17 protein-coding genes and 1 pseudogene are annotated in these 21,583 nt (G+C 60.8%); 11 read left to right on the forward strand and 7 right to left on the reverse strand.

All coding sequences use genetic code 11. The annotated features are described in order from the left end of the window. Window positions 1-48: 48 nt before the first annotated feature. Both HMPREF3120_RS03915 and HMPREF3120_RS03920 read right to left on the reverse strand, forming a co-directional pair. On the reverse strand, window positions 49-792 hold the full coding sequence (locus tag HMPREF3120_RS03915; RefSeq protein WP_070450945.1) for an aminotransferase class IV: 744 nt from the start codon (window positions 790-792) through the stop codon (window positions 49-51). Beyond that, window positions 785-2,629 (reverse strand): chorismate-binding protein, encoded by a 1,845-nt coding sequence (locus tag HMPREF3120_RS03920; protein WP_070450947.1) that lies wholly within the window; start codon window positions 2,627-2,629, stop codon window positions 785-787. The genes HMPREF3120_RS03915 and HMPREF3120_RS03920 overlap by 8 nt, the downstream gene beginning before the upstream one ends. Window positions 2,630-2,658: 29 nt before the next feature. Here HMPREF3120_RS03920 and HMPREF3120_RS03925 point away from each other — a divergent pair, with 29 nt between their 5' ends. Next, the gene (locus HMPREF3120_RS03925) at window positions 2,659-3,117 is read left to right on the forward strand and encodes a GNAT family N-acetyltransferase (RefSeq protein WP_070450949.1); all 459 of its coding nucleotides are present in this window, start codon (window positions 2,659-2,661) and stop codon (window positions 3,115-3,117) included. Here the strand turns inward: HMPREF3120_RS03925 and HMPREF3120_RS03930 are convergent. Genes HMPREF3120_RS03930 through HMPREF3120_RS03940 form a run of 3 tightly spaced genes read right to left on the reverse strand, consistent with a single transcriptional unit; the run spans window position 3,114 to window position 8,139 of the window. After that, window positions 3,114-5,504 carry a glycogen/starch/alpha-glucan phosphorylase gene (locus tag HMPREF3120_RS03930; RefSeq protein WP_070450951.1) on the reverse strand — a complete coding sequence of 797 codons (2,391 nt, stop codon included), beginning with the start codon at window positions 5,502-5,504 and terminating at the stop codon, window positions 3,114-3,116. The genes HMPREF3120_RS03925 and HMPREF3120_RS03930 overlap by 4 nt on opposite strands. 21 nt (window positions 5,505-5,525) lie before the next feature. Beyond that, window positions 5,526-6,779, reverse strand: coding sequence for an amidohydrolase (locus HMPREF3120_RS03935; protein ID WP_070450954.1), 1,254 nt, complete (start codon window positions 6,777-6,779; stop codon window positions 5,526-5,528). A gap of 7 nt (window positions 6,780-6,786) precedes the next feature. Beyond that, window positions 6,787-8,139 carry a DUF4921 family protein gene (locus HMPREF3120_RS03940; RefSeq protein ID WP_246815408.1) on the reverse strand — a complete coding sequence of 451 codons (1,353 nt, stop codon included), beginning with the start codon at window positions 8,137-8,139 and terminating at the stop codon, window positions 6,787-6,789. A gap of 40 nt (window positions 8,140-8,179) precedes the next feature. On the opposite strand from HMPREF3120_RS03940, the gene HMPREF3120_RS03945 reads away from it, so the two are divergent. Beyond that, entirely contained in the window at window positions 8,180-8,569 is a 390-nt protein-coding gene (locus HMPREF3120_RS03945) for a hypothetical protein (protein ID WP_070422386.1), read from the forward strand. On the opposite strand, the gene HMPREF3120_RS03950 is transcribed toward HMPREF3120_RS03945, so the two are convergent. After that, window positions 8,539-9,666, reverse strand: coding sequence for a glycerate kinase (locus tag HMPREF3120_RS03950; RefSeq protein ID WP_070450956.1), 1,128 nt, complete (start codon window positions 9,664-9,666; stop codon window positions 8,539-8,541). The two genes, HMPREF3120_RS03945 and HMPREF3120_RS03950, sit on opposite strands and share 31 nt — an antisense overlap. A 111-nt stretch (window positions 9,667-9,777) precedes the next feature. Between HMPREF3120_RS03950 and gdhA the strand changes: the two genes are divergently transcribed. From gdhA to smc, 9 genes and pseudogenes are all read left to right on the forward strand, one after another. Beyond that, complete coding sequence (gene gdhA, locus HMPREF3120_RS03955) at window positions 9,778-11,124, forward strand: NADP-specific glutamate dehydrogenase (RefSeq protein WP_070450958.1); 1,347 nt, start codon at window positions 9,778-9,780, stop codon at window positions 11,122-11,124. 26 nt (window positions 11,125-11,150) lie between these two features. Continuing rightward, window positions 11,151-11,885: a DivIVA domain-containing protein gene (locus HMPREF3120_RS03960; RefSeq protein WP_070422240.1), complete on the forward strand. Its 735-nt coding sequence runs from the start codon at window positions 11,151-11,153 to the stop codon at window positions 11,883-11,885. A 34-nt stretch (window positions 11,886-11,919) separates the two neighbouring features. Next, window positions 11,920-12,456 carry a YceD family protein gene (locus HMPREF3120_RS03965; protein WP_070450960.1) on the forward strand — a complete coding sequence of 179 codons (537 nt, stop codon included), beginning with the start codon at window positions 11,920-11,922 and terminating at the stop codon, window positions 12,454-12,456. Next, on the forward strand, window positions 12,453-13,220 hold the full coding sequence (rnc, locus tag HMPREF3120_RS03970) for a ribonuclease III (RefSeq protein WP_070450962.1): 768 nt from the start codon (window positions 12,453-12,455) through the stop codon (window positions 13,218-13,220). The genes HMPREF3120_RS03965 and rnc overlap by 4 nt, the downstream gene beginning before the upstream one ends. Continuing rightward, complete coding sequence (gene mutM, locus HMPREF3120_RS03975) at window positions 13,213-14,034, forward strand: bifunctional DNA-formamidopyrimidine glycosylase/DNA-(apurinic or apyrimidinic site) lyase (RefSeq protein ID WP_070450964.1); 822 nt, start codon at window positions 13,213-13,215, stop codon at window positions 14,032-14,034. Before rnc ends, mutM begins: the two co-directional genes overlap by 8 nt. A 107-nt stretch (window positions 14,035-14,141) precedes the next feature. Next, window positions 14,142-14,558 (forward strand): annotated as a pseudogene (locus tag HMPREF3120_RS03980) (flavin reductase family protein); the annotation flags it as partial. 52 nt (window positions 14,559-14,610) lie between these two features. Further along, complete coding sequence (locus tag HMPREF3120_RS03985; protein WP_070450966.1) at window positions 14,611-16,092, forward strand: alanine/glycine:cation symporter family protein; 1,482 nt, start codon at window positions 14,611-14,613, stop codon at window positions 16,090-16,092. 18 nt (window positions 16,093-16,110) lie between these two features. Next, window positions 16,111-16,395 carry an acylphosphatase gene (locus HMPREF3120_RS03990; RefSeq protein WP_070450968.1) on the forward strand — a complete coding sequence of 95 codons (285 nt, stop codon included), beginning with the start codon at window positions 16,111-16,113 and terminating at the stop codon, window positions 16,393-16,395. A gap of 31 nt (window positions 16,396-16,426) precedes the next feature. After that, a complete protein-coding gene (gene smc, locus HMPREF3120_RS03995) occupies window positions 16,427-19,885 on the forward strand; it encodes a chromosome segregation protein SMC (protein ID WP_070450970.1) in 3,459 nt (1,152 codons plus the stop codon). 43 nt (window positions 19,886-19,928) lie between these two features. Here the strand turns inward: smc and HMPREF3120_RS04000 are convergent, their stop codons facing one another. Beyond that, complete coding sequence (locus HMPREF3120_RS04000) at window positions 19,929-21,419, reverse strand: HNH endonuclease signature motif containing protein (RefSeq protein ID WP_070422248.1); 1,491 nt, start codon at window positions 21,417-21,419, stop codon at window positions 19,929-19,931. Window positions 21,420-21,583 lie beyond the last annotated feature (164 nt).

Genomic DNA, 21,583 nt, shown 5'->3' on the forward strand with positions numbered 1-21,583 from the left:
TTGTAGAGATTATGCAGCGGCATAGTCCTGGGGACCCACGGTGTTTCGCTATGCCTCGATGTGCCATTCGTGTGTAAAGCCGCCCCACCACCAGTCGCGCCACTCGTTGAAACTTGGGTGGACCGGCGGAGTGATCACATCGCCGCCTACATGCAGTTCGCTGACGGGGCTAATGCCGTGGAGCGAGTTGAGGAACCACAACGGGTGCTTGGCGGCGAGTTCGGGTTTGAGCTGACGGCGCTCCACCCGCATATCTAACTTCTCGGCGCGCGCGACAACCTGGTGCAGTGTGACACTCGGCAGCCACACGCCGTCGGGGATGCACAGCGTGTCGCCGTCCCACATCACCAGCGCGCCGGTGGTTGTTTCCAGCATGGCGCCATGCTTATCGACGACCACCGTGTCGTCCGTTCCCGCCACCTGATACCGGTCGCGATAGGTCCGCAGAGAGCCGAAGTCGGGCCCCTTCACCTCGGGCTGGGTGCGCGGGTCTGAAGCAATCACGTAGGTCAGTGACGTGGTGGGGCGAGGGGATGGGGCGAGGCGGACGTCGAGAAGCAAAAGCCCTGAGGAAAGCGCGATGCGGGGGAAGAGTTCGCCGTCGCTGAGCAGCGGCGTCATTGCGTCGACGAACCCGTCGGGCAGTGGGCCGGCGGTGCGGGCGAAGCGCTCGAGATGCAGGCCTAGACCGTTGGTGCGGCCGGAGGAGTGGCGCCAAGAATCGGCGACGTCGATGGGGCCGTCAAGGAAGTCACGTGGAACAAACGCGCCGTGCCAGGCGTACTTACGCATCCCACGCTCCTAAAACGGACTGGGCCTTCAGGTTGCGCTCGGCGAGCTCAGCGGAAGGGTCGGAGGCGAGTACGATCGCGCCACCTGCACCGACTGTCACAGTGGAGCCAGCGCGTACTGCGGTGCGGATGACCACCGACAGGTCGGCTTGGCCGTCGAACCCGATGTAGCCGAGCGCGCCCGAGTAGACGCCGCGCGGGGAGGTTTCCAGCCGGTCGATGATTTCGCACGTCCGTAGTTTCGGTGCGCCGGTCATGGAACCGGGCGGGAAGGTGGCACGGATGGCGTCGACGGCAGTGGCTCCCTCGCGTAGCTGCCCGGTGATGGTGGAAACCAGTTGGTGCACGGTGGCATACGACTCCACCTGCATCAGACCCGGGACCTGTACGCTGCCGGGTTCGCAGACGCGGGAAAGATCGTTGCGCAGCAGGTCGACGATCATGAGGTTTTCGGCGCGGGTTTTGTCGTCGTGAAGCAATGCGGGGTCCTGATCAGCGGCGATGGTGCCCTTGATCGGCTTGGCCTCCACCTCGCGGCCTCGCACGGTGAGGAAACGTTCGGGCGAGGCGCTGGCGACTTCCACACCGTCGAAGATGAGGTGCGCGGCATATGGCGCGGGGTTGTGCTCACGCAGCGGCGCATAGATCTCGCCGGTTGCTTCGGCGGTGTAGGTGTCGGTCAGGCAGACCTCGTAACTCTCACCGGCGCGCAGCAGGTCCTGTGCTTTCTCGATGCAGTCGAGGTAGTCGGGGTTGCTCCAGGAACCATTGCTAATCGACGACCCCCGCGCACCGTCCGCCCCATCCAAGGCCTTCTCGAGGCGGTCAAGGAGTGCATCCGTGCCGTCGCCGGCGAGTGCACACAAGTGGGCGATTTCGGCCTCGTGGTCGTAAACGATGAACGATTGCGGGCGCACAAAGTAAGCATCCGGGTACGGCGAGCGGTGGCGCAGCGTGATCGGGAGCGTAAGTTCCGCGCACTCGTAGCCGAGGTACCCAATGACACCGCCGGTAAAGGGCAGGTCAGGCGCGTCGTGGAGAGGGGCGGATAGTTCGTGTTGGAGGGTGTGGAGGATATCGGGGTCGCTACCAAGCGAATAGCGAAACGAGCGCGACAGGGCGCCCGCGGTGTCGCCGAGGATGGAGAAACGCCCGCGGGGGTCGGCGGAATCGAGGAAAAACGCATCGTTGCCGTCGCGCTTGATCGCGTTGAAGACGCGCTGGCAGTCGAGTGCGCCGGGCACCTCGCGGTGCAGCAACCGCCAGCCGCCGAGGAAGTTACGCATGATCGCGGCGCCGTGCTCAGTCAGCACCGATTCGGGGTGGAACTGCACACCCCAATGCGGAGCGCCATCGACCTTGAGCGCCTGGATGACGCCGTCTTCGCTGCGAGCGTGCACGGTGACGCCGGGGATTTCCTCGACGTGCAGAGAGTGGTAGCGCACCACCTGAAAACCCTGCGGAATACCGGCGAAAATGCCCTCACCGGAATGGGTAATTGTGGAAACGAACCCGTGGCGAGGCTCCGGAGCACGAGTGACGGAGGCCCCTGCGAGCATCGCCAGACCCTGGTGTCCCAGACACACGCCCAGCAGCGGGACCCCGGAATCGGCGGCAGCCTCAATCACGCGCCGGGACGTACCAAAGTCTTCCTCGCGTTCGGGGGTACCTGGCCCGGGGGAGATCACAACGTGGCTGAACTCGCCGGCGCGCACACGCTGTGGAAGGTCAGCACCCTCGCCAGCAGGCACAACGAGTGGTTCGCGGCCGGCAGCCTCGGCGATGAGGTGGGCGAGGTTGAACGTGTATGAATCGTAATTGTCAATGAGCAGGATCATCGATTCGGAATCGTATAGCGTTGACGCGCATGGACGCCAGCATCCGACAAGCAAGCGCACAAGACGCCATCGCCATTGCCGACATGCACTACCGCTCCCGTGCCCAAGCATTCCGGGGGCATATTGACGACGACGTCCTCGACGATCACGCAGCACTCGAACAACAGTGGGTCGAGTACTTCCGCAACCCGAACGGCCGCGTCGCAATCGCGGAGTTTGACGGAAAGATCATCGGGTTGGCGTACGGCATCCCAGGCGAGCGCACCGAACTTCGCAACCTGTACCTGCTCGAGGACGCAGCAGGGACCGGAGTGGCGCCGAAGCTTCTCGACGCCGTCATCCACCCCGGCGAACCAGCATTTCTCTGGGTGGCAGACTTCAACGACCGCGCCCAGGCCTTCTACACCAAGCAAGGCTTTGCGTTTGATGGTGAGTCGAAAACCCATGAGCGGGACAAGATCACCACCAAACGCATGGTGCGCGATTAGTTGATCGGGGTTGGGCTGATCTTCCAGACCTCGTCGGCGTAGTCGCGGATGGTGCGGTCGGAGGAGAATCGGCCAGACTCGCAAATGTTGATCCAGCACTTCCGCGCCCACTCGTCCTGGTCGGCGTAGTAGTCAGCGGCCATACGGTCGCGAGTCGCACGGAAATCAGCGAAGTCGCCTAAGACGTAGAAGACGTCGCGCTCGCCGTAGCCGTTGTCGTCGAGAAGCGATGCGCGAATGTCGTGGAAGGCTCCGGTGCCACGGTCATCCAAGGTGCCGTCGACAAGCGCATCGAGTGCGCGCATGAGCCCTGGGGTCTGCTCCGCAACCTGGCGCGGGTTGTAGTGCGTCTTCAACTCCGGCAGGTCCTCCTCGCGGGCGCCGAAGATGTAAGCATTGTCCTCGCCGACGGCATCGACGATCTCCACATTCGCCCCGTCCATCGTGCCCAGCGTGAGCGCGCCATTCATCATGAACTTCATGTTCGATGTGCCCGAGGCCTCTTTGCCAGCGGTGGAAATCTGCTCAGAGACATCCGTTGCCGGGATGATCTGCTCGGCGGGGGAGACATTGTAGTTCTCCACGAACACCACGTGGATGTACTGAGACGCCACGGGGTCATTATTCACCAGCTCAGCGATGGTGTTGATGAGCTTGATGATGCCCTTCGCCGTGACGTAACCCGGGGCCGCCTTCGCACCAAAGATGAACGTGCGCTTCGGAATGTTGTGCTCGCCATCCTTGGTGATCCGGAAGTACAGATCCAGGATGTACAGGGCGTTCATCAACTGGCGCTTGTACTCATGCAGACGCTTGATCTGGGTGTCAAAGATCGAGTCTGGGTCGATCACCGCACCCTGGCGGGCGTTGATCCATCCGGCGAAGTCACGTTTGTTCGCTGCCTTGATCTCGCGCAGCTCGCGCATGATATCCGGGTCGTCCGCGAAGCGGCGCAGTTCCTGCAGCTTGGACAGGTCGGTGACCCACTCGTCCGATCCCGCGAGACGGTCCAACAGCTCGGACAAGCGCGGGTTGCACATACGCAGCCAACGGCGAGGGGTCACACCGTTGGTCTTGTTGTTAAAGCGTTCCGGGTACAACCCGTGCCAGAAGCCGAGCGTGTCGCGTTTGATGATCTCCGTGTGAAGCGCAGCCACACCATTGACCGAATAGGAGGCGTAGCAGGCGATCCATGCCATGTGGACGCGACCGTCGTGGATCGGGGAGTGGGGGTGCGCCGTTTCTGGATCCACCCCGCGGGCCTCCATATCAAGGCGGTAACGGCGGTCAATCTCTTCCACAATCTCCCAGATGCGCCAGAAGAGCTGCTTGAAGATGGACTCTTCCCAGGTCTCCAGCGCCTCCTGCAGCACCGTGTGGTTGGTGTAGGCAAACGTGTTGGTGGTGACTTCCCAGGCGTCGTCCCAGCCGAGTCCGTGCTCGTCCATAAGCAAACGCATTAGCTCAGGAATGCCGAGCACCGGGTGTGTGTCGTTGAGCTGGATCGAGTTGTACTTATGGAAGTTGCGCAGGTCGTCGCCGTGGGCGGCGCGGTAGTCGTCGATAAGTTCCTGCAACGATGCAGACACGAAGAAGTATTGCTGACGCACGCGCAGCAACTTGCCGGCGTACGTGGTGTCGTTCGGGTAGAGCACACGCGTGATGTCGTGGACAGCCTCGCGCTCAAGGATCGCGTCGGCAAAGCGCTGAGAATTGAACGCGTCATAGTCGAACTCATCGATCGGGGAAGCGTCCCACAGACGCAGTGTGCCCACATTGTTCGTGCCGTAACCCGTGATCGGCATGTCGTACGGAATTGCGCGCACATCCATGTCGTCGAAATGAACAATGCGCTGCTCAGAGCCACGACGCACGATAAACGGGTAGAACGATTCCTTCCAACGGTCCGGGTGCTCGCGCTGGAAGCCGTCCTCGAACTCCTGGCGGAACAACCCGTAGCGGTACAGCAGGCCATAGCCGGTCAGCGGATAGTCCTGCGTCGCTGCCGAATCCAAGAAGCAGGCGGCGAGGCGGCCGAGCCCGCCATTGCCCAGTGCCGCGTCGTGTTCTGCCTCCAACACGTCGGAGAGCTCGTGGCCCAACTCGCGGGTCACCGCCTCAGCCTTATCGACGAGCCCAAGGTTTGTCAGATTGTTCAGCAGCGCACGGCCCTGCAAAAACTCCGCCGAGAAATACGCAGCGCGACGAGCCTTGCGGTAGGTGTTGCGGGTTTCATCCCAATCGTCGGCGATCTGCTCAACGACAGCGGCCGACAAGCCGGTCCAAAACTTCTTCACTGTCGCGGCTTGCGGCGACTTGCCGGCAAAGCCACGGACATGGCCTGCGATCGTCTGCTCAAATGCGGGTGACTGCTTGGAGAACGTCATGGCGCCCAAGCGTACCGCCAGTTAGCCAGCTAGGTAGGTCAAGACAGCAACTGCGGCCGAGCGTGTGGCAGCAGAAATCGTGGGCTCATAATCCGGCAGGAAGTTCGGCATATGGTTGACCGGAACATTCTCGGCAACCCGATCCTCCTCGACAGCACGATCCCACACGTCGCGCGGGGTGCAACCGATGAGCCAGAAGAGGTACGGCGCCCCAAACGTTTGACCGATGATCGGGAAGTCCTCGGAAACCGTCTTCGGATCCGACGTGACCGAGTCCTCACCGAACACCGCATCGAAGTTCGCGCGCACTGCGGAAAAGACCGCCTCGTCGTTGTCCAACAGTTCGCCGTGAGCAAAGTACTCGATGCCAGCCGTGCCCTCCGCGCCCGAGGCAGCTACCTCGGCATGGACAACACGCTCGATGGCGGCATACACGCGTGCCTTGACCTTGTCGTCGTAGAAACGGCAGTTGAGCACCAACTCCGCCGACCCTGGAATGATATTGATCGCGCGCCCAGCACTCATGCTGCCGACGGTGACCACCGCGAAATCCGCCGGATTGACCTCACGCCCCACAATCGCCTGCAGACGAGCGATAATCATCGCGGCAGTAAACGTGGGATCCACCGAGTTGTGCGGCATCGAACCGTGGGCCGAACGGCCGGGAATGTGCACCCTGATCGAATCACAAGCAGCGAACTGCGGGCCGGGCTTGGACATGACCTCGCCAGCGCGACCAGGCATCACGTGCAGGCCCAACACCACGTCCGGGGTGGGCACCTTCTCAGCCAGGCCGCCATCGGCCATGTCTTGGGCGCCCGCAGCCAGCTCCTCGCCAGGCTGGAACAATGCGATAAACGTGCCCGACCAGTGGTCGCGCGTGTTGTCCATGACGTGGCACAAGCTCAGCAGAGCCGTGGTGTGGATGTCGTGGCCGCAAGCGTGCATCGTGCCGGTCGTGTGCCCATCCGCAGTGGTGACCACCTTGCGGGAAGCAAACGGTACGCCGGTGCGCTCCGTGACCGGAAGGCCATCAAAGTCGGCTCGGTAGAGCGCTGTCGGGCCTTCACCGTTGCGAAAGACTGCGCAGATGCCGTACTTGCCAATCGGGGCAACAACCTCGCAATCAAGCGGCTTCAACTCATGCAGGATTCGCTGGTAGGTCTCCTCCTCGTGCATGGAGAGCTCCGGGTTAGCGTGCAGTTCCTCGTAGAGTCGGCGCTGCCAGGCTGCATCAACCTGGTACGTATCCAAGATGTCGGCGATGTTGCTCATAGTCTCGTTACCTCTCTACGTTCGGGGCCAAACCTTGGGTATAGCGCAGCACGTTCGGCCTAGGCGTGCATTCTTGGCCTATACGGATACTAGGCGCGACCGTTCCCACGGCACGCAAGCGCTCCAGTTCCGTGGTGACGCGGTCGTGGACATCAAAGGGCGAAAGCGTATTGACGAAGATCTGCGTGCCGCCCTCAAAACCCGCAACAGTAGAGATGCGCCACTTCACATTGATACGCCACGGCATTGGCACCTCGACATCGTGTGGTTTGTAGTGCCACTCTTCGTTCGTGGCCACACGGGTACCGGTCGCGGCGTGTGCGGCGTGGAGCAGGTCCGACATGGCACGGACCTCGTCGTCAGTGTGCAGCCATGGCTCGCATGCTTCCGACTTCGAATACACCGTCATCGTGGGGTAGCGGTGCCCCACACCGGCAACTAGGACGGCGTGGTCGTTCTCCGCGATGACCAGGTTGTTGTCGAAAGCGGGGTTCACACCCCAGTCGTTGTACATGTTCGGGTGCTGCTGCAACTTGGCGATTTCGGACTCAGCGTTGACGCCATGCTCGTCGATAGCAACCAACTGCTTATGCAGGTGTTCAAAGGACGCGCCGGCTGCGGCGAGCCAGTTTTGAAACACCACAACATAGCGGGCGGGACGGTGGTGAGTGATGAGGTCGTGCAACGAATCGACGGTGAAGGCGATGAACTGGTAATGCTCATCCGCAGTGAGCGAGCCTGAGCCTGCGAGGTCGGAGGTGTCGCGGGCGTCGTCGATAAAGTGCCGCCTTGCAATGATGACGTCGTGCCCACCACCAAAATAAGCAGGCGCGATGCTGAGCAGTTGCTCGTCCGGCAGATCCGGATCCTGACCCGACGCAGACAAGCGCGTGCGCACAATATCCAACACGTGGTGTCGGCCAGACGGGTCCGACAGGTAGCGCTCCATGTGCTCCTGCCAATCTTTTGACATTTCCGCACCATAGTTTTCGCGCCAGTAGTCGTAAGAAACGATCTCGAACAGGTTGGGCACGCGCCGAAAGTCGGCCTGTGTCGCATCGAGTTCATCCGGCATGACATTGCGCAGAATGTCGAAACCCGTGCTGGTAGTCACCAGTCGCGAACGCTCCGGGGGAGTATGCAGCATGCGGTCCGCGCAGAAATTACACGTATCGGTGTGCGCGCCGGGGCCAAGTGCTGCAGGTTCGTTCGGCTGGGGGTGAAGCGGACGGTTGCCACGGCCAGGCACCGTCCACACATGGGTTCCGGTGAACGGATTGACCTGCTTTAACGTGCCGTCCTTCATACGTTGCAGCGCTGTGTGCTGCGCGGGCGTCGGGTTGACAGCAGCGTGAGACATGAACGACACCCTACCGCCCCGAGCGTCTAGCCTTATGCCCATGTCTGTCATTCAATTCGACGTCCTCGTCCCACCCGCGGCAGCTCCAGAGGTACGCGACGCATTCCAGCGCGCCCTCGACATCCTGGTGCGCCGCGAGATGCTCACCTCCGGCAGCGTGACTATGGAGCAAGTGCGTATCGACGACACCGTGCACGCCCAGCTCGCCGAAACCTATGAACACGACCGCGGCGAGCCAGCAGACGACGCTGAAATCCACCGCTACCGCATCGAGTCCGAAGGCGCGGACAGTATTAACCGCCTCGCTATGGGGCTCTCACGCATCCTGACCCCCAAGCGCGACCTGCCACGCGACCCCGTGGCGCTCGAGGACCAGGACAAATTCGAGGCCCCGTCGATCTATCCCTGGACAGTTGAAGTGTTGAGGTAAGCGACCGCAATCTCCGCACCGGCGCGAACGAGCTGCTCGCGGACGTCGTCAATCTCGGGCAGCGTCACTGCGAGAGTTCCGTCGGCGGGCTGCTCGTCGAAACGCCCTGCAGCAATCGCGAATACCGCACCTGCTTCCGCAGCAAGATCGCCGACCACAGACGCCACCTTGCCGGTGCCTGTCTGTCCATCGAAGCGACCTTCGCCGGTGATCACCAACGCAGCGCCATCGATCTGCTCAGTCAGCCCGTTGGAATCTGCGACAACGCGCGCGCCGGGCACGATATGCACGTGGGAATCGGTCCCGTGCAGCATGGTGGAAAGCCATGTCAGGCCGATGCCCACGCCGCCCGCCGCACCAAGCCCCGGGGTTGTGGGGTCGATCTCTGCGACCTCGCACAGTCGAGCAAGGCCACGGTCCAAGAGTTCAACATCGTCGGCGGTCGCGCCCTTTTGTGGGCCGAACACGTGAGCTGCACCGTTCGGGCCTGTTGCTGGTGCAGACGTGTCAGTGAGCAGCACCCACTCCATAGCGCCAGCAGGGACATTGACTTTGGCAGTGTCGAAATCCGCAAGGTTTTCCAAAGCGCCACCGCCAGGTTTTAGCTGATAGCCAGCAGCGTCGAGGGGGTTGACACCGAGCGCCACCAGAATGCCGGTACCGCCATCGACCGTTGCGGTGCCACCGAGACCAAGCACGATACGTTTCGCGCCGCGGGTCTCCGCATCAGCGATGAGCACACCGGTGCCGTAAGTGTCGCCGGTCAGCGGGGCCGGCTTTTCCACAGCGGGCAACCCAGAAGCAGCAGACACATCGATATAGGCGGTGGAGGAGGGGGCGTGGAATGTGTATTCGGCTTCGGTAAGGCGACCGTCTGCTGTGGTCGTCGGTAAGCAAATGCGTTCCCCCTCAAACAACGCGGACGTGCCCTCGCCACCGTCGGCCATCGGGGCAAGGATGATTTGGGCATCGCGGATCACGCTTGTCACACCCTCTGCCAGCCATTCAGCAGCCTCCTGCGCAGTAGCAGTGGACTTAAACGAATCCGGGGCGATGACGATTTTCGGCGACGGAGCCGGGTCGAAAGAGGAAGACATGCGGGCAAGTTTAACCGGAAGACCGCAAAATTCCGCGGGCGGGCGAGATGTGTTGTAGCATCTTTCCGGTAAACAATTCTGCAAGCCTATAGAAATTGGAGGCGGGGTCACATGAGTGCAATCGACCAGGAAGTTGCGAGTTTTTACGACAGGGTGCTCGAGCGAAACGCGGGAGAACCCGAGTTCCACCAAGCAGTTGCCGAGGTGCTCGACTCGCTGAAGATCGTCCTGGAAAAAGACCCGCACTACGCCGACTACGGCCTCATCGAGCGCCTCTGCGAGCCGGAGCGTCAGATCATCTTCCGCGTCCCGTGGATCGACGATGACAACAACGTGCGCGTCAACCGTGGCTTCCGTGTCCAGTTCAACTCCGCACTTGGCCCCTACAAGGGCGGTCTGCGATTCCACCCGAGCGTGAACCTGGGCATCATCAAATTCCTTGGCTTTGAACAGATCTTCAAAAACTCGCTCACCGGTCTGCCCATCGGCGGCGGCAAAGGCGGGTCCGACTTCGACCCGAAGGGCAAGTCCGACGCCGAAATCATGCGCTTCTGCCAATCCTTCATGACTGAACTGTGGCGCCACATCGGCGAATACCGCGACGTCCCCGCGGGTGACATCGGCGTGGGTGGGCGCGAAATCGGCTTCCTGTTTGGCCAGTACCGCCGCCTGGTGGACCAGCACGAGTCGGGCGTGCTCACCGGTAAGGGGCTGACATGGGGTGGCTCCCTCGTGCGCAAGGAAGCCACGGGCTACGGCGCTGTGTACTTCACCGACGAAATGATGCGTACCAACGGCGAATCCATTGACGGTGCACGCGTGATTGTCTCCGGCTCCGGCAACGTTGCCACCTATGCGATCAAGAAGGCGCAGGCGCTTGGTGCAACTGTCGTTGGCTTCTCCGACTCCTCCGGTTGGGTGGAGACCCCGAATGGGGTTGATACTGAGCTCCTGATCGACATCAAGGAAAACCGTCGCGGACGCGTTTCCGACTATGTCGCAGAAGCCACCGGGGCGACCTACCACACCGACGGCTCCATTTGGGACCTCGAAGCTGACGTGGCGTTGCCGTGCGCAACCCAAAATGAGCTCAACGGCGAGCATGCCCAACGCCTCGTCGACAACGGTGTGAAGTACGTCGCGGAGGGCGCCAATATGCCGTCCACGCACGAAGCGACCGAGGTCTTCCGGGCTAATAAGGTCTCTTTCGGCCCAGGTAAAGCGGCTAATGCCGGTGGTGTTGCTACCTCTGCGCTGGAGATGCAGCAAAACGCTTCCCGTGACTCCTGGTCCTTCGAATACACCGACGACCGTCTGCAGCGCATCATGTCCAACATCTTCAAGACCGCGGCACGAACCGCAGAGCAATATGACCGCGCGGGCGACTATGTTGTGGGCGCAAATATCGCTGGGTTTAAAAAGGTTGCCGACGCGATGCTGGCGCAAGGCGTGATTTAGAGCTTCATCCAGTACGCTGTGCAACTATGTACCGCGTTTTTGAAGCCCTCGATGAGTTAGTGCAGACGATGGAGCAGGCCTACGGCGTGCCGATGACCTCCAACTGCATGGTGCCCCGCAATGAGATGCTCGCTCTTCTCGACGACCTCCGCAACGCCCTGCCCGGCGATCTAGACGATGCCCAGGACGTTCTGGACAAGCAGGACGAAATCCTGCGCGGGGCCCAGGAACGCGCCGACGTTCTCGTTGGCGACGCCGAAGAGGACGCCCGTCGCATCGTTTCCGACGCCCAAGCCGAATCGGAGACGGTGCTGTCGGACGCCCAGGACCACGCAACTCGACTCGTCTCGGGCGCCGAGGAAGAGTCGAACATGATGATCACCCGCGCTCGCGACATTGCAGAAACCACCATCAACAGTGCTCAGCGCGAAGCCGATCACCTTGTGGAAACCGGCAACGAGGAATACCAGCGCTCCGTCGACCAGGGCCTGAAGGAGCAGAAGCGCTTGATCTCCGAGTCTGAGGTCATGCGTCGCGCAGACGAAGAGGCACATCGCCTCGTCGAAGACGCACACGCTGAATCCTCCCGCCTGCGCGCAGAGTGCGACGACTATGTCGACTCCAAGCTCGCAGAGTTCGAGGAGACCCTCAACACCGTGCTGCGCACTGTCTCCACCGACCGCTCCGCGCTGCGTCGTGGGGCGGGCGTCTCCGGTGCAGACCGCGCTCGCCGTGGCCAGGGTGAAGCCGACGAGTACTAGCAAGGGAAGCGATTCGTTGTAGTCTGAAAGGGCTATGGCTAACAATCCTTTCGTATTTGATGTTTCCGGCGTCCTCAAAGGCGACGGACTGCCGGAAACCCTGACGCAGACGGGGCCATCCCCGTCGCGTATCGGCCCGGAAATGATCGCTATTCCTGAAGGCCGAGAGGTCAAGGTAGAAGCCACCCTGACCCCACTTGGCTCCGGCATCATGGTCGATGCGACCCTGACTGCTGAGTTCGTAGGTGAGTGTGTGCGCTGCCTTAAAGATCTGACCCCCACCGAAACGCTCCAGATCTCCGAAGTGTTTTCCACTTCAGATGATTTCATCACCGGAGACGCAGAGGAAGAAGAAGACCGTGGCTCGGGGGACGAAATTGCCCGTGTCGAAGGCGATACTGTCGACCTAGAGCAAGCGTTTGTGAACGAAGCTGGGCTTAACCTGCCGTTCAACCCGACCTGCCAGCCAGAATGCGCCGGCGATACCGACGTTCCCGTGCCGGACGGTGTATCGGGCGAAGAAAACAACCTTGTCGACCCGCGTTGGGCAGATCTGGAGAAGTTCCTGTGAGCCGTTCACGCAGGAAACCCGCCAACGCCGAACAGGCATGGGAAGACGCCTATGGGGCAGTAGACCATGCGCCACTGCTGGAAAAACTGGGCGTCAACATCGAGCGCGACAATCTCAAACTTGCGCTGACTCACCGCTCGTTCGCCAACGAACACAACCAACTGCCCAACAACGAGCGACTCGAGTTCGTCGGCGACGCCATCTTAGGTCTGACCGTGGCAACTAAGCTCTTTGAGCTTTACCCGTCGCGTCCCGAGTCCGATCTTTCTCCAATGCGCGCAGCGATTGTGTCGCGTTACGGCTTGTCCGACATCGCCCGTGAGATCAACCTCGGCCAGCACGTTCTCATTGGCAAAGGTGAAGAACTGACTGGTGGGCGCGATAAAGAGTCGATTCTTGCCGACACAACAGAGGCTGTGCTCGGCGCGATATATCTCGAGCATGGATTCGCGACTGCCCGCGACGTGATCCTGCGGCTTTTTGACGAGAAACTGCGTCACGCCACGGTAAGCAAAAAGAACAAGGACTGGAAGACCGCACTGCAAGTTCGTGTGGCAGAACTGAAGCTCCCTGTTGCAGAGTATCGCTCTGAGGCGACCGGTCCGGACCACGAGCAAACCTTCCACGCCGAAACGCTGATCAACGGTGTCGTGCGAGGTAAGGGCGTGGGGCCGAACAAGAAACTCGCGGAGCAGGAAGCGGCCCAACAAGCACTGGTATACCTGCGCGACCACGCTGCCGAGGCCACCCTGGGACATGCCTGAACTGCCAGAAGTTGAGGTGGTCCGCCGGGGGCTCCAACAACACATAGTCGGCCTCACGTTCGGCCGCGTCGAAGTGCTTCACCCACGTGCATCGCGTGGCAACGAAGTTGATCTTGAGCGTGTGCTGCCGGGACGTACCGTCGTGGATACGGGCCGACGGGGCAAGTACTTGTGGCTACTGCTGGACAATGGGGCAGCGGTGCTGGTGCATTTGAGGATGAGTGGACAGATGCTCGTCGCAAAGCATGGCGAAGTGACATCGCCGCATTTGCGAATTCGCGCAGACATGGGCACATGTGAGCTGTGTTTCGTCGACCAGCGCACGTTCGGATTCTGGCAATACACCGACCTCGTCGACGGGGTGCCTCGTCCTGCGGGCCATATTGCGCCGGACCCTTTCGAGGATGCATTTGATGTGCGAGAGACAGCGCGCGCGATGCGCCGGAAGAATTCGGCTCTGAAAACGGTGCTGCTCAACCAAGAAATTGTCAGTGGAATCGGCTCGATCTACGCCGATGAAGCAATGTGGTCTGCAAACCTCAAACCCTGGCGTAAAGCGCGCACCATGCGACAACGCGACGCCGAAGCAGTGCTTGAGGCATCGCGTGACGTAATGGCCCGGGCGCTCGAGCAAGGCGGAACGAGCTTCGATGCCCTCTATGTCAACGTCAACGGAGCCTCCGGATACTTCGCACGCTCTCTCAATGCATACGGTCAAGCCGGAAAACCCTGTGCGCGATGCGGAACGGAGATCGCCCGCACCGTGATCAACGGCCGTTCCAGTTATTACTGCCCGGTTTGCCAAGTGCTCTAGGTTAGAAGACATGGTTGATCAGCAGACGTTCAAAGTCGCGATGTCCCAGGTTGCCGCTGCAGTTGCCATTGTGACGACAGGGACGCAAGCATCGGCACACGGCACACGGCACAACGGTCAGCGCATTCATGTCACTTTCTCTCGAACCACCGATGGTGCTGGTCTCGCTAGACCAGAAGTCATCGCTGCTCGCGAGGTTGGAGATCGGCTCACCGATCGGTATCAACGTGCTGTCCACCGAACAGAACGAGCTGGCGCGCAGGTTCGCTGACAAGCTCGAGGATCGTTTCGCGGGGGTGGATTGGCGCATTGCCGACGGCGCACCGAAACTTGCCGGCGACCACACCTGGATCGCCGGCAACGTTAGCCGCATCATCGAAGCAGGGGACCACTTCCTCGTCTTGGTTGACGTCACTGCCACCGAAGTTACCGCAAACTGCCCGCTGCTGTACTGGCAACGCGAGTTTGGCACCCACGGGCCAATCCAACCCGGAGAGGTACAGACCAAATCCATAGAGGGGTAGTGCGCTCGATCACGTTGGGTAATTGAGACAACCCAGGGATAAGCTGCCCGCCATGGATTCAGCTACCTCATTTGTCGAGGGATCGCTCAATGGCGTGATTTGGAGCCTCGTACCGTGGTTCCTCGTTGCTGCCGGCATCTACTTCGGCTTGCGCACATTATTTGTTCAAATTCGCATGTTCCCGGACATGCTCAAAGCCGTTGCAGAAACCCCGAAGGGCAAAGACCGCGAAGGTCGAGACCTCGATGAAGAGTACGGTGGCTTGTCGGCCTTCAAGGCTTTCACCATCTCTGCCGCCTCTCGTGTCGGCACCGGCAACATCGCCGGTGTCGCACTGGCAATCTCCATCGGTGGCCCGGGTGCGGTGTTCTGGATGTGGATGCTCGCCTTGCTCGGTGGTGCGACCGCATTCGTCGAATCCACGCTGGCCCAGCTGTGGAAAACCAAGGACAGCGACGGCAACTACCACGGCGGCCCGGCGTACTACATGACCCGCGGCCTTGGATGGAAGCCACTCGCGGTGCTGTTCTCTGCCTTCCTCGCCATCACTTACGGCTTTGTGTACAACGCCATCCAAACCAACTCCATCGCTGAAGCGGTTTCCGGCTCGTTGGGCAACGACTCTATCGCCGTGAAAACCATCGTGGCTGGTGTCGTCGCCGCACTCACCGCGCTCATCATCTTCGGTGGCGTTACCCGCATTGCATCTTGGACCCAGGTGATCGTTCCGTTCATGGCCGGTGCCTACATCTTGATTGGCCTCGCGGTGCTGGTGATCAATTGGCGCGAGATCCCAGGCATGTTCGAACTCATCGTTGGCCACGCACTCGGCCTCAAGCAGGTCGCAGGAGCGACCGTTGGCGCAGCCTTCGCACACGGTATGCGTCGTGGTTTGTTCTCCAACGAAGCAGGCATGGGTTCGGCACCAAACGCTGCCGCGACTGCGACCGTGTCTCACCCCGTTAAGCAGGGTCTTGTGCAGGCCCTCGGCGTGTACTTTGACACCCTGCTCGTGTGCTCCATCACCGCGTTTGTTGTACTGCTCGGCCCCGCAATCACCTATGGCCGCGATGACATCCAGGGTGCCTCGCTGACGCAGTCTGCACTCGCCGATTCTGTCGGCGCCTGGGGCGCACACGCCATCACGTTCATCCTGTTCTTCCTGGCGTTTTCTTCCGTGATCGGTAACTACTACTTGGCGCAAGCTAATTTGCAGTACCTCACCGACTCCAAGTCCGCGTTGACCACGTTCCGCATTGTTGTTCTCGGCTTCGTCATCTTCGGTGCGTTCGGATCTGTGCCGCTCGTTTGGGCCCTCGGCGACACGATGGCCGGTCTTCTGGCGCTTTTCAACATCATCGCAATCGTTCCGCTCGGCGGGGTAGCGCTGAAGCTGCTGAAGAACTACAACGAACAGCGTCGCCGAGGAGAAGACCCTGTCTTCCACCGCGACATGCTGCCGGAAGTCAAGAACGTTGAGTTCTGGGACGGCTCCGACCCCGTCACCCGACGCAGCGCAGACGACCGCATCTAAGTTGTATTCTCGGGCGGTATGGCTGAGAAACGCATGACCGCCCACGTCCACGGCGAAGTCCAGGGGGTTGGGTTTCGCTGGTGGACACGCTCCCGCGCCCTCGAACTTGGGCTTGCGGGATACGCCAAGAACCTTGCAGATGGCCGCGTTGAAGTGGTTGCGGAGGGGGAGCAGGGTGGCGTCGAAAAGCTTGAAAAGCTCTTGCGGGAAACACCCTCTGGTTCGGGGCGCCCTGGGCGCGTGGACCATGTGCAAGCCCAGTACAGCGCACCGAAGGGTGCGGTAGGATTCGACGAACGTTAAAAGCCGCGCCCGAGCGGGTAATATTGCGCAAATGCACCTGAAATCGCTGACGCTCAAAGGATTTAAGTCCTTCGCGTCCGCGACAACCATGAAATTCGAGCCGGGCATCTGCGCCGTCGTCGGGCCGAACGGCTCGGGAAAATCCAACGTCGTCGATGCACTCGCGTGGGTGATGGGCGAGCAAGGTGCGAAAAACCTGCGTGGCGGGAAGATGGAAGACGTCATCTTCGCCGGTGCCGGCGGGCGCAAACCACTCGGACGTGCCGAAGTCACGCTTACTTTCGACAACACCGACAAACGATTGCCCATCGACTACACCGATGTAGCAATCACTCGCCGCATGTTCCGCGACGGTGCGTCCGAATACGAAATCAACGGCTCCAAAGCACGTCTCATGGACATTCAGGAGCTGCTGTCCGACTCCGGTATCGGCCGCGAAATGCACATCATTGTCGGCCAGGGCAAACTCTCCGAAATCCTTGATTCGCGCCCTGAAGAACGTCGCGCGTTTATCGAAGAAGCCGCTGGTGTACTGAAGCACCGTCGTCGTAAAGAGAAGGCACAGCGCAAACTTGTCGGCATGCAGGCGAACCTGGATCGCCTCACCGACCTCACCGACGAACTGGGCAAGCAACTCAAACCGTTGGCGCGGCAGGCAGAAGCTGCGAAACGTGGGGCGGCGGTGCAGGCCGAACTGCGCGACGCCAAACTCAAACTCGCAGGTGACCAAGTCGTGCGTTTGCGAGCGAAGCTTTCCGACGCCGCCCGCGCCGCCGAACTCCTCGAAGAACAGGTAGAAACCGTTACCGCGCAACTCGAGGAATACACCGAAGCGCAGGAGAGCATCGAAGCACAGCAGCAGGAAGTACAGCCCAAAGCACAAGAAGCACAGCAGGTGTGGTTTGCGCTATCGACGCTGGCGGAACGGGCGAGTGCTACGGAACGCATCGCATCGGAGCGTGCTCGGAGCCACAACGCCGATGTTGCCTATGCCGGGCAAGACCCGGAAGACCTCGAAGCACGGGCACGGATTGCCGACGAACGCTACGCGGAAGCCGTCGAAGCAGCCGAAGAAGCAGCAGAACAGCTGGAAACGGTACGAGAAGAAGTCGCGGAACGACAGGAAGCTTTCGATGAAGCTGAGCGCGAACACATGGCGCAGGTGCGTGCGATCGCGGACCGTCGCGAAGGCGTAGTGCGACTGCTTGCTCAAGAAGAATCGCAGGCGCAAGCGGTTGAAGCTGCTGAGGAGGAGATTCGGCGTTTCGACGAGACGCTTCAAGAAACCCGTGAACGTGCACGCCAAGCTGACGCTGAGGTTGTGTCCGTTGAGGAACGCATCGCGGCGTTTCAGGCGGAACGCGCTCCACTCGACGCCGCATTCGCCCGCGCCCACACCGAATCTGACGCTGCAGAGAAGCGCCTCGAACAACTTCGTGCTGAGCAGCGCGAACACGAACGCAACGTAGCAACGCTTGAATCGCGCATTGCAACGCTGTCTGAGCAGACGCCGAAAATGGATGCCGCCGAATTGCTCGACGGTTTCTCACCGCTAGCGGGTTTGCTGACTACAGAGGCAGGTTTGGAAACAGCGCTTGCGGCGGCCCTCGGCGACTATGCCGAAGCGCTCGCAGGTGATGTGTCCGACGAGACCGTGTCGCGGTTGGGGAATGCGAGTCGTACGGTGGTCGTCGATACACGAGGCGGCTCCACATGGCGCCTGGAGACCGACGTTGAGGTGGACTGGCTGCTCGACCACGTTACGCTGGACGATGCAGTGGCTGGTCCGGTGACACGTTTGCTCGCTGACACTGTGGTCGCAAAAAATGTTGAGCTGGCTCGTGCCGTCGTCGAACAAGACCCGAGATTACGAGCCGTCACACACGACGGCGTACTTGTCGGCGAAGGCTGGATCGCAGCCGGCTCCGGGCAAGCAACCACGGTTGAAGTCTCCGCCCGCATCGAGGCTGCTCGCGTGGAACTTGAAACGGCCCGCCAACAACTCAGCGAACTCGCAGGCACGTTTGAAGGTGCGAAGGTTGCGGCGGAAGAAGCCCGAGTCAACGCCGCGTCGGCGCGTGCGTCTCTTCGAGAGCACGACACCGAACTCGAAGCCTGGCGACGCGATCGCACCCGCTTGGTCAAGCAAGCTGAAGCGAACAAGTCGGAGCACGAACGAGCTGCGCAGCGCGCCAACGAAGCTGACGCACGGCTTGCGCAACGCCGCACCGAACTGGAAGAAACTCGCGACCGCCTCACCCGAGTGGACACGGACGTATCCGCCTCACCCGAGGAGCCGTCATCTGCCGAACGCGACGCTGCCCGAAACGCGCTAAACCACATCAAATCCATGGAAATGGAAGCCGTTCTCGCCGCGCGTACTGCACAACAGCGGGCAGAGGCGGAAGTGGGCAAGGGAGACGCGCTACGCCGCCAAGCCGAGCAAGAACGTCAGGCGAAAGCCCGCCATGACGCTGCGATGGCAAGGCGTCGAGCAGAGGCGGAGCTAGCGGGGGTCGTCGAGAAGCACGCGCGCGACCTTGCCGCCCGAATCGAGGACGCGTTGGCACGCGCGACGGCGCAACGCGATGAGCTCTCCGCCCAGACGGCGAGCCTGCAGGGACAGTTGCAGCAAGCTCGTCAGCAGGTCAATGCCACGCGCCAACAATTGTCTCGATTGACCGACAACGCACACGCATCCGATATTGCCCGCTCGCAAGCACAGGTGCGTATCGACGAAGCCGAAGCCAACATCACCTCCACCCTGGGCATCGCCGTAGCCGATCTGCTTGATGGGTACACCCCAGGTGAGGACTTTGACCGCGAAGCAGAAGAGAAACGTCTCAAGCGGGCAGAAAAGGATCTGCGCGCGCTGGGTAAGGTCAACCCGCTGGCCTTGGAGGAATACAAGGCGTTGGAGGAGCGGTATTCGTTTCTTTCTACGCAGCTTGATGATGTTATTCAGACACGCAAAGACCTCACTGGTGTGATCGAGGACGTTGACGCACAGATCTTGCAGTTGTTCACCGATGCCTGGACGGATGTGGAGGCCGAGTTCCCGCGAGTGTTCCAGACGCTCTTCCCGGGTGGTGAGGCGCGCTTGGTGCTCACCGAGCCAGACGACATGTTGGCCACCGGCATTGAAATTGAGGCCCGGCCACCGGGGAAGCGTGTCAAGCGGCTTTCGCTGCTTTCCGGTGGTGAAAAATCGCTGACAGCCTTGGCGTTTCTTGTCGCTATCTTCCGTGCGCGTCCAAGTCCGTTTTATGTGCTCGACGAAGTTGAGGCGGCGCTCGACGACGTCAACCTGCGCCGGCTCATTGCCCTTCTGGAGGAACTCCGTCAGGATTCGCAGCTCATTGTGATCACGCACCAGAAGCCAACGATGGATGTTGCGAACGTGCTTTATGGCGTGACTATGCGTGGCGATGGCGTCACTCGAGTGCTGTCTCAACGCATGCAACCTGCCGGTGCAGCGCCTGGGGTGTAGCACCTGGGGCGTAGCACCTGGGGCGTAGCACAGCGCAAGATGGCTACCCGGTGTCCGGTGCGAACAGGGGTGGATCTGTTCCCGGTAGTTCTTGGTCGTCGAAACTTGGGTGTTTGTCCCGAATTTTTCGTTTATGCCGCTGACCGGGTGACTGTTCGAACTGCCATGTGCTGGTCGTGGTCGGTGGCCCGCCGTCGGCTGGATGGTGGGTGATGTCCCAAGTGTCGGGGTCTTTTTCGAAGTGTCCCTTACCACCGGCTCCGTCTCTGTTGTCGTTGTTGCATCTGTGGTGTTCGCGACATAGCAGTATCAGGTTATTGAGGTCAGTGACACCTCCGTGGAGGTAGGACTGCAGGTGGTGGGCTTCGAGTTCGACGCCAGGTTTGGTGCACCCGTTCCAGGCGCAGACACCTTGGGTAGCGAGTAGGACGAGGCGCTGTTCAATCGACGCGAGGCGGGCGCGTCCGAGTGATAGTGGCACACCGGTTGCAGAGTCGAGTTGGAGAGCAAAAGTGTCTCCTGCTAAACCCAGGTGAAGAATGTCGAGGGCAGTGAGATCCACACTGGTATTGGTGGAAAAGCGTGTTTGCCAATCAGCACCGACCAGATCTTCCAGGGTCAGTGTCACCACAACGGTTCCGATGCCGCGGTCGCGCGTGATACGTGCCTGGGAGTAGTTATCCAGGATGTGCATGAGTTGGTCGAAGCGGCGTTGTTGTTTCGTGCGGGTGTCTTTGGAGCCGTCGGGTAGGTGAGAGCCGGGGGCTTCTCCGGCGGCGAGGGCTGCTTCGAATTTTGCGCGTGATGCGGCGTCAAGGTAGAGCCGGGCGTAGGAGCCGCCGTCTGCATCGGTGGGTCCGAAGGAGATGCCTCGTTTTTTAAACGCGGCTAGGGGGTCCTTTTTCTTTTCGTAGTCCAGCCCCGCGCGGTTGGCTTTGCGGACGAGGTCGGTGACGAACTTCCGGAGCTCTTCGGGGGTCATGCGTGCTGCGGCTTCCATGGCTTGGGAGTAGCACTCGAGGTAGCCCGGGTTGGCGTGTTCGTTGAGATCCTTGAGCGCGTTGGAGATAATGCGCTTCTTTTCTTCGGAGGCTTTCTTTTCTCGTGCAGCCTTGCGGGCGCGTTCCTGGGCTTTCTTTTCTTGTTCTTTGCGTCGTTGTGCTTCTTCTTCTGCGGCTCGCTTTTCCTCTTCGGTTTGTTCCGGGTTAGTTGGTGGGGCTGGGATATCGGGCTCGCCGAAGAGGCGCTTGCCGTGGTTGAGAAGGTCGAACGCCTGGGCACGAGAGAGGCCGAGGCGTTGCGTGAGGTATTCCACGGGATGGTTGGCGCCGACCAGGGATCCGGCGTTGTCCCTTGTGCAGAGATGTGCGAAGGCGGCGTTGACGTTTCCGAGCAGTGGCAATGAGCCGTGTAGCCGTTCTATTGCTTGGTGGGTGCCGAGGAGGTGGAGGGAGTCGGGTTCCATCATGAGGTTGGACAGCGCTTCTAGTCCAGCGGTGATCTGGTTGACGTGTTGGTCGATGATGGTTGTCATGGGTCCCCCTCTCGGCTACGTGTGCTGCTAACTGAGTTGAAAATGAAGCTACAGACCAGGCCGACACGATCGCCACGCATTCGAACACTAGTGCGTATGGATGGGCCTGACCTGCAGCGTTGATTCGTCGATAAGCAATGTGTCTATTGCTGTTCCACCTTGTG

It is taken from the genome of Corynebacterium sp. HMSC11D10, assembly GCF_001806995.1.
Classification (GTDB): Bacteria; Actinomycetota; Actinomycetes; order Mycobacteriales; family Mycobacteriaceae; genus Corynebacterium; species Corynebacterium coyleae.

Coding starts and splice junctions, on each gene's coding strand:
- HMPREF3120_RS03915 (WP_070450945.1), bottom strand. CDS start 792: ATGCGTAAGTACGCCTGGCACGGCGCGTTTGTTCCACGTGACTTCCTT.
- HMPREF3120_RS03920 (WP_070450947.1), bottom strand. CDS start 2,629: ATGATCCTGCTCATTGACAATTACGATTCATACACGTTCAACCTCGCC.
- HMPREF3120_RS03925 (WP_070450949.1), top strand. CDS start 2,659: ATGGACGCCAGCATCCGACAAGCAAGCGCACAAGACGCCATCGCCATT.
- HMPREF3120_RS03930 (WP_070450951.1), bottom strand. CDS start 5,504: ATGACGTTCTCCAAGCAGTCACCCGCATTTGAGCAGACGATCGCAGGC.
- HMPREF3120_RS03935 (WP_070450954.1), bottom strand. CDS start 6,779: ATGAGCAACATCGCCGACATCTTGGATACGTACCAGGTTGATGCAGCC.
- HMPREF3120_RS03940 (WP_246815408.1), bottom strand. CDS start 8,139: ATGTCTCACGCTGCTGTCAACCCGACGCCCGCGCAGCACACAGCGCTG.
- HMPREF3120_RS03945 (WP_070422386.1), top strand. CDS start 8,180: ATGTCTGTCATTCAATTCGACGTCCTCGTCCCACCCGCGGCAGCTCCA.
- HMPREF3120_RS03950 (WP_070450956.1), bottom strand. CDS start 9,666: ATGTCTTCCTCTTTCGACCCGGCTCCGTCGCCGAAAATCGTCATCGCC.
- gdhA (WP_070450958.1), top strand. CDS start 9,778: ATGAGTGCAATCGACCAGGAAGTTGCGAGTTTTTACGACAGGGTGCTC.
- HMPREF3120_RS03960 (WP_070422240.1), top strand. CDS start 11,151: ATGTACCGCGTTTTTGAAGCCCTCGATGAGTTAGTGCAGACGATGGAG.
- HMPREF3120_RS03965 (WP_070450960.1), top strand. CDS start 11,920: ATGGCTAACAATCCTTTCGTATTTGATGTTTCCGGCGTCCTCAAAGGC.
- mutM (WP_070450964.1), top strand. CDS start 13,213: ATGCCTGAACTGCCAGAAGTTGAGGTGGTCCGCCGGGGGCTCCAACAA.
- HMPREF3120_RS03985 (WP_070450966.1), top strand. CDS start 14,611: ATGGATTCAGCTACCTCATTTGTCGAGGGATCGCTCAATGGCGTGATT.
- HMPREF3120_RS03990 (WP_070450968.1), top strand. CDS start 16,111: ATGGCTGAGAAACGCATGACCGCCCACGTCCACGGCGAAGTCCAGGGG.
- smc (WP_070450970.1), top strand. CDS start 16,427: ATGCACCTGAAATCGCTGACGCTCAAAGGATTTAAGTCCTTCGCGTCC.
- HMPREF3120_RS04000 (WP_070422248.1), bottom strand. CDS start 21,419: ATGACAACCATCATCGACCAACACGTCAACCAGATCACCGCTGGACTA.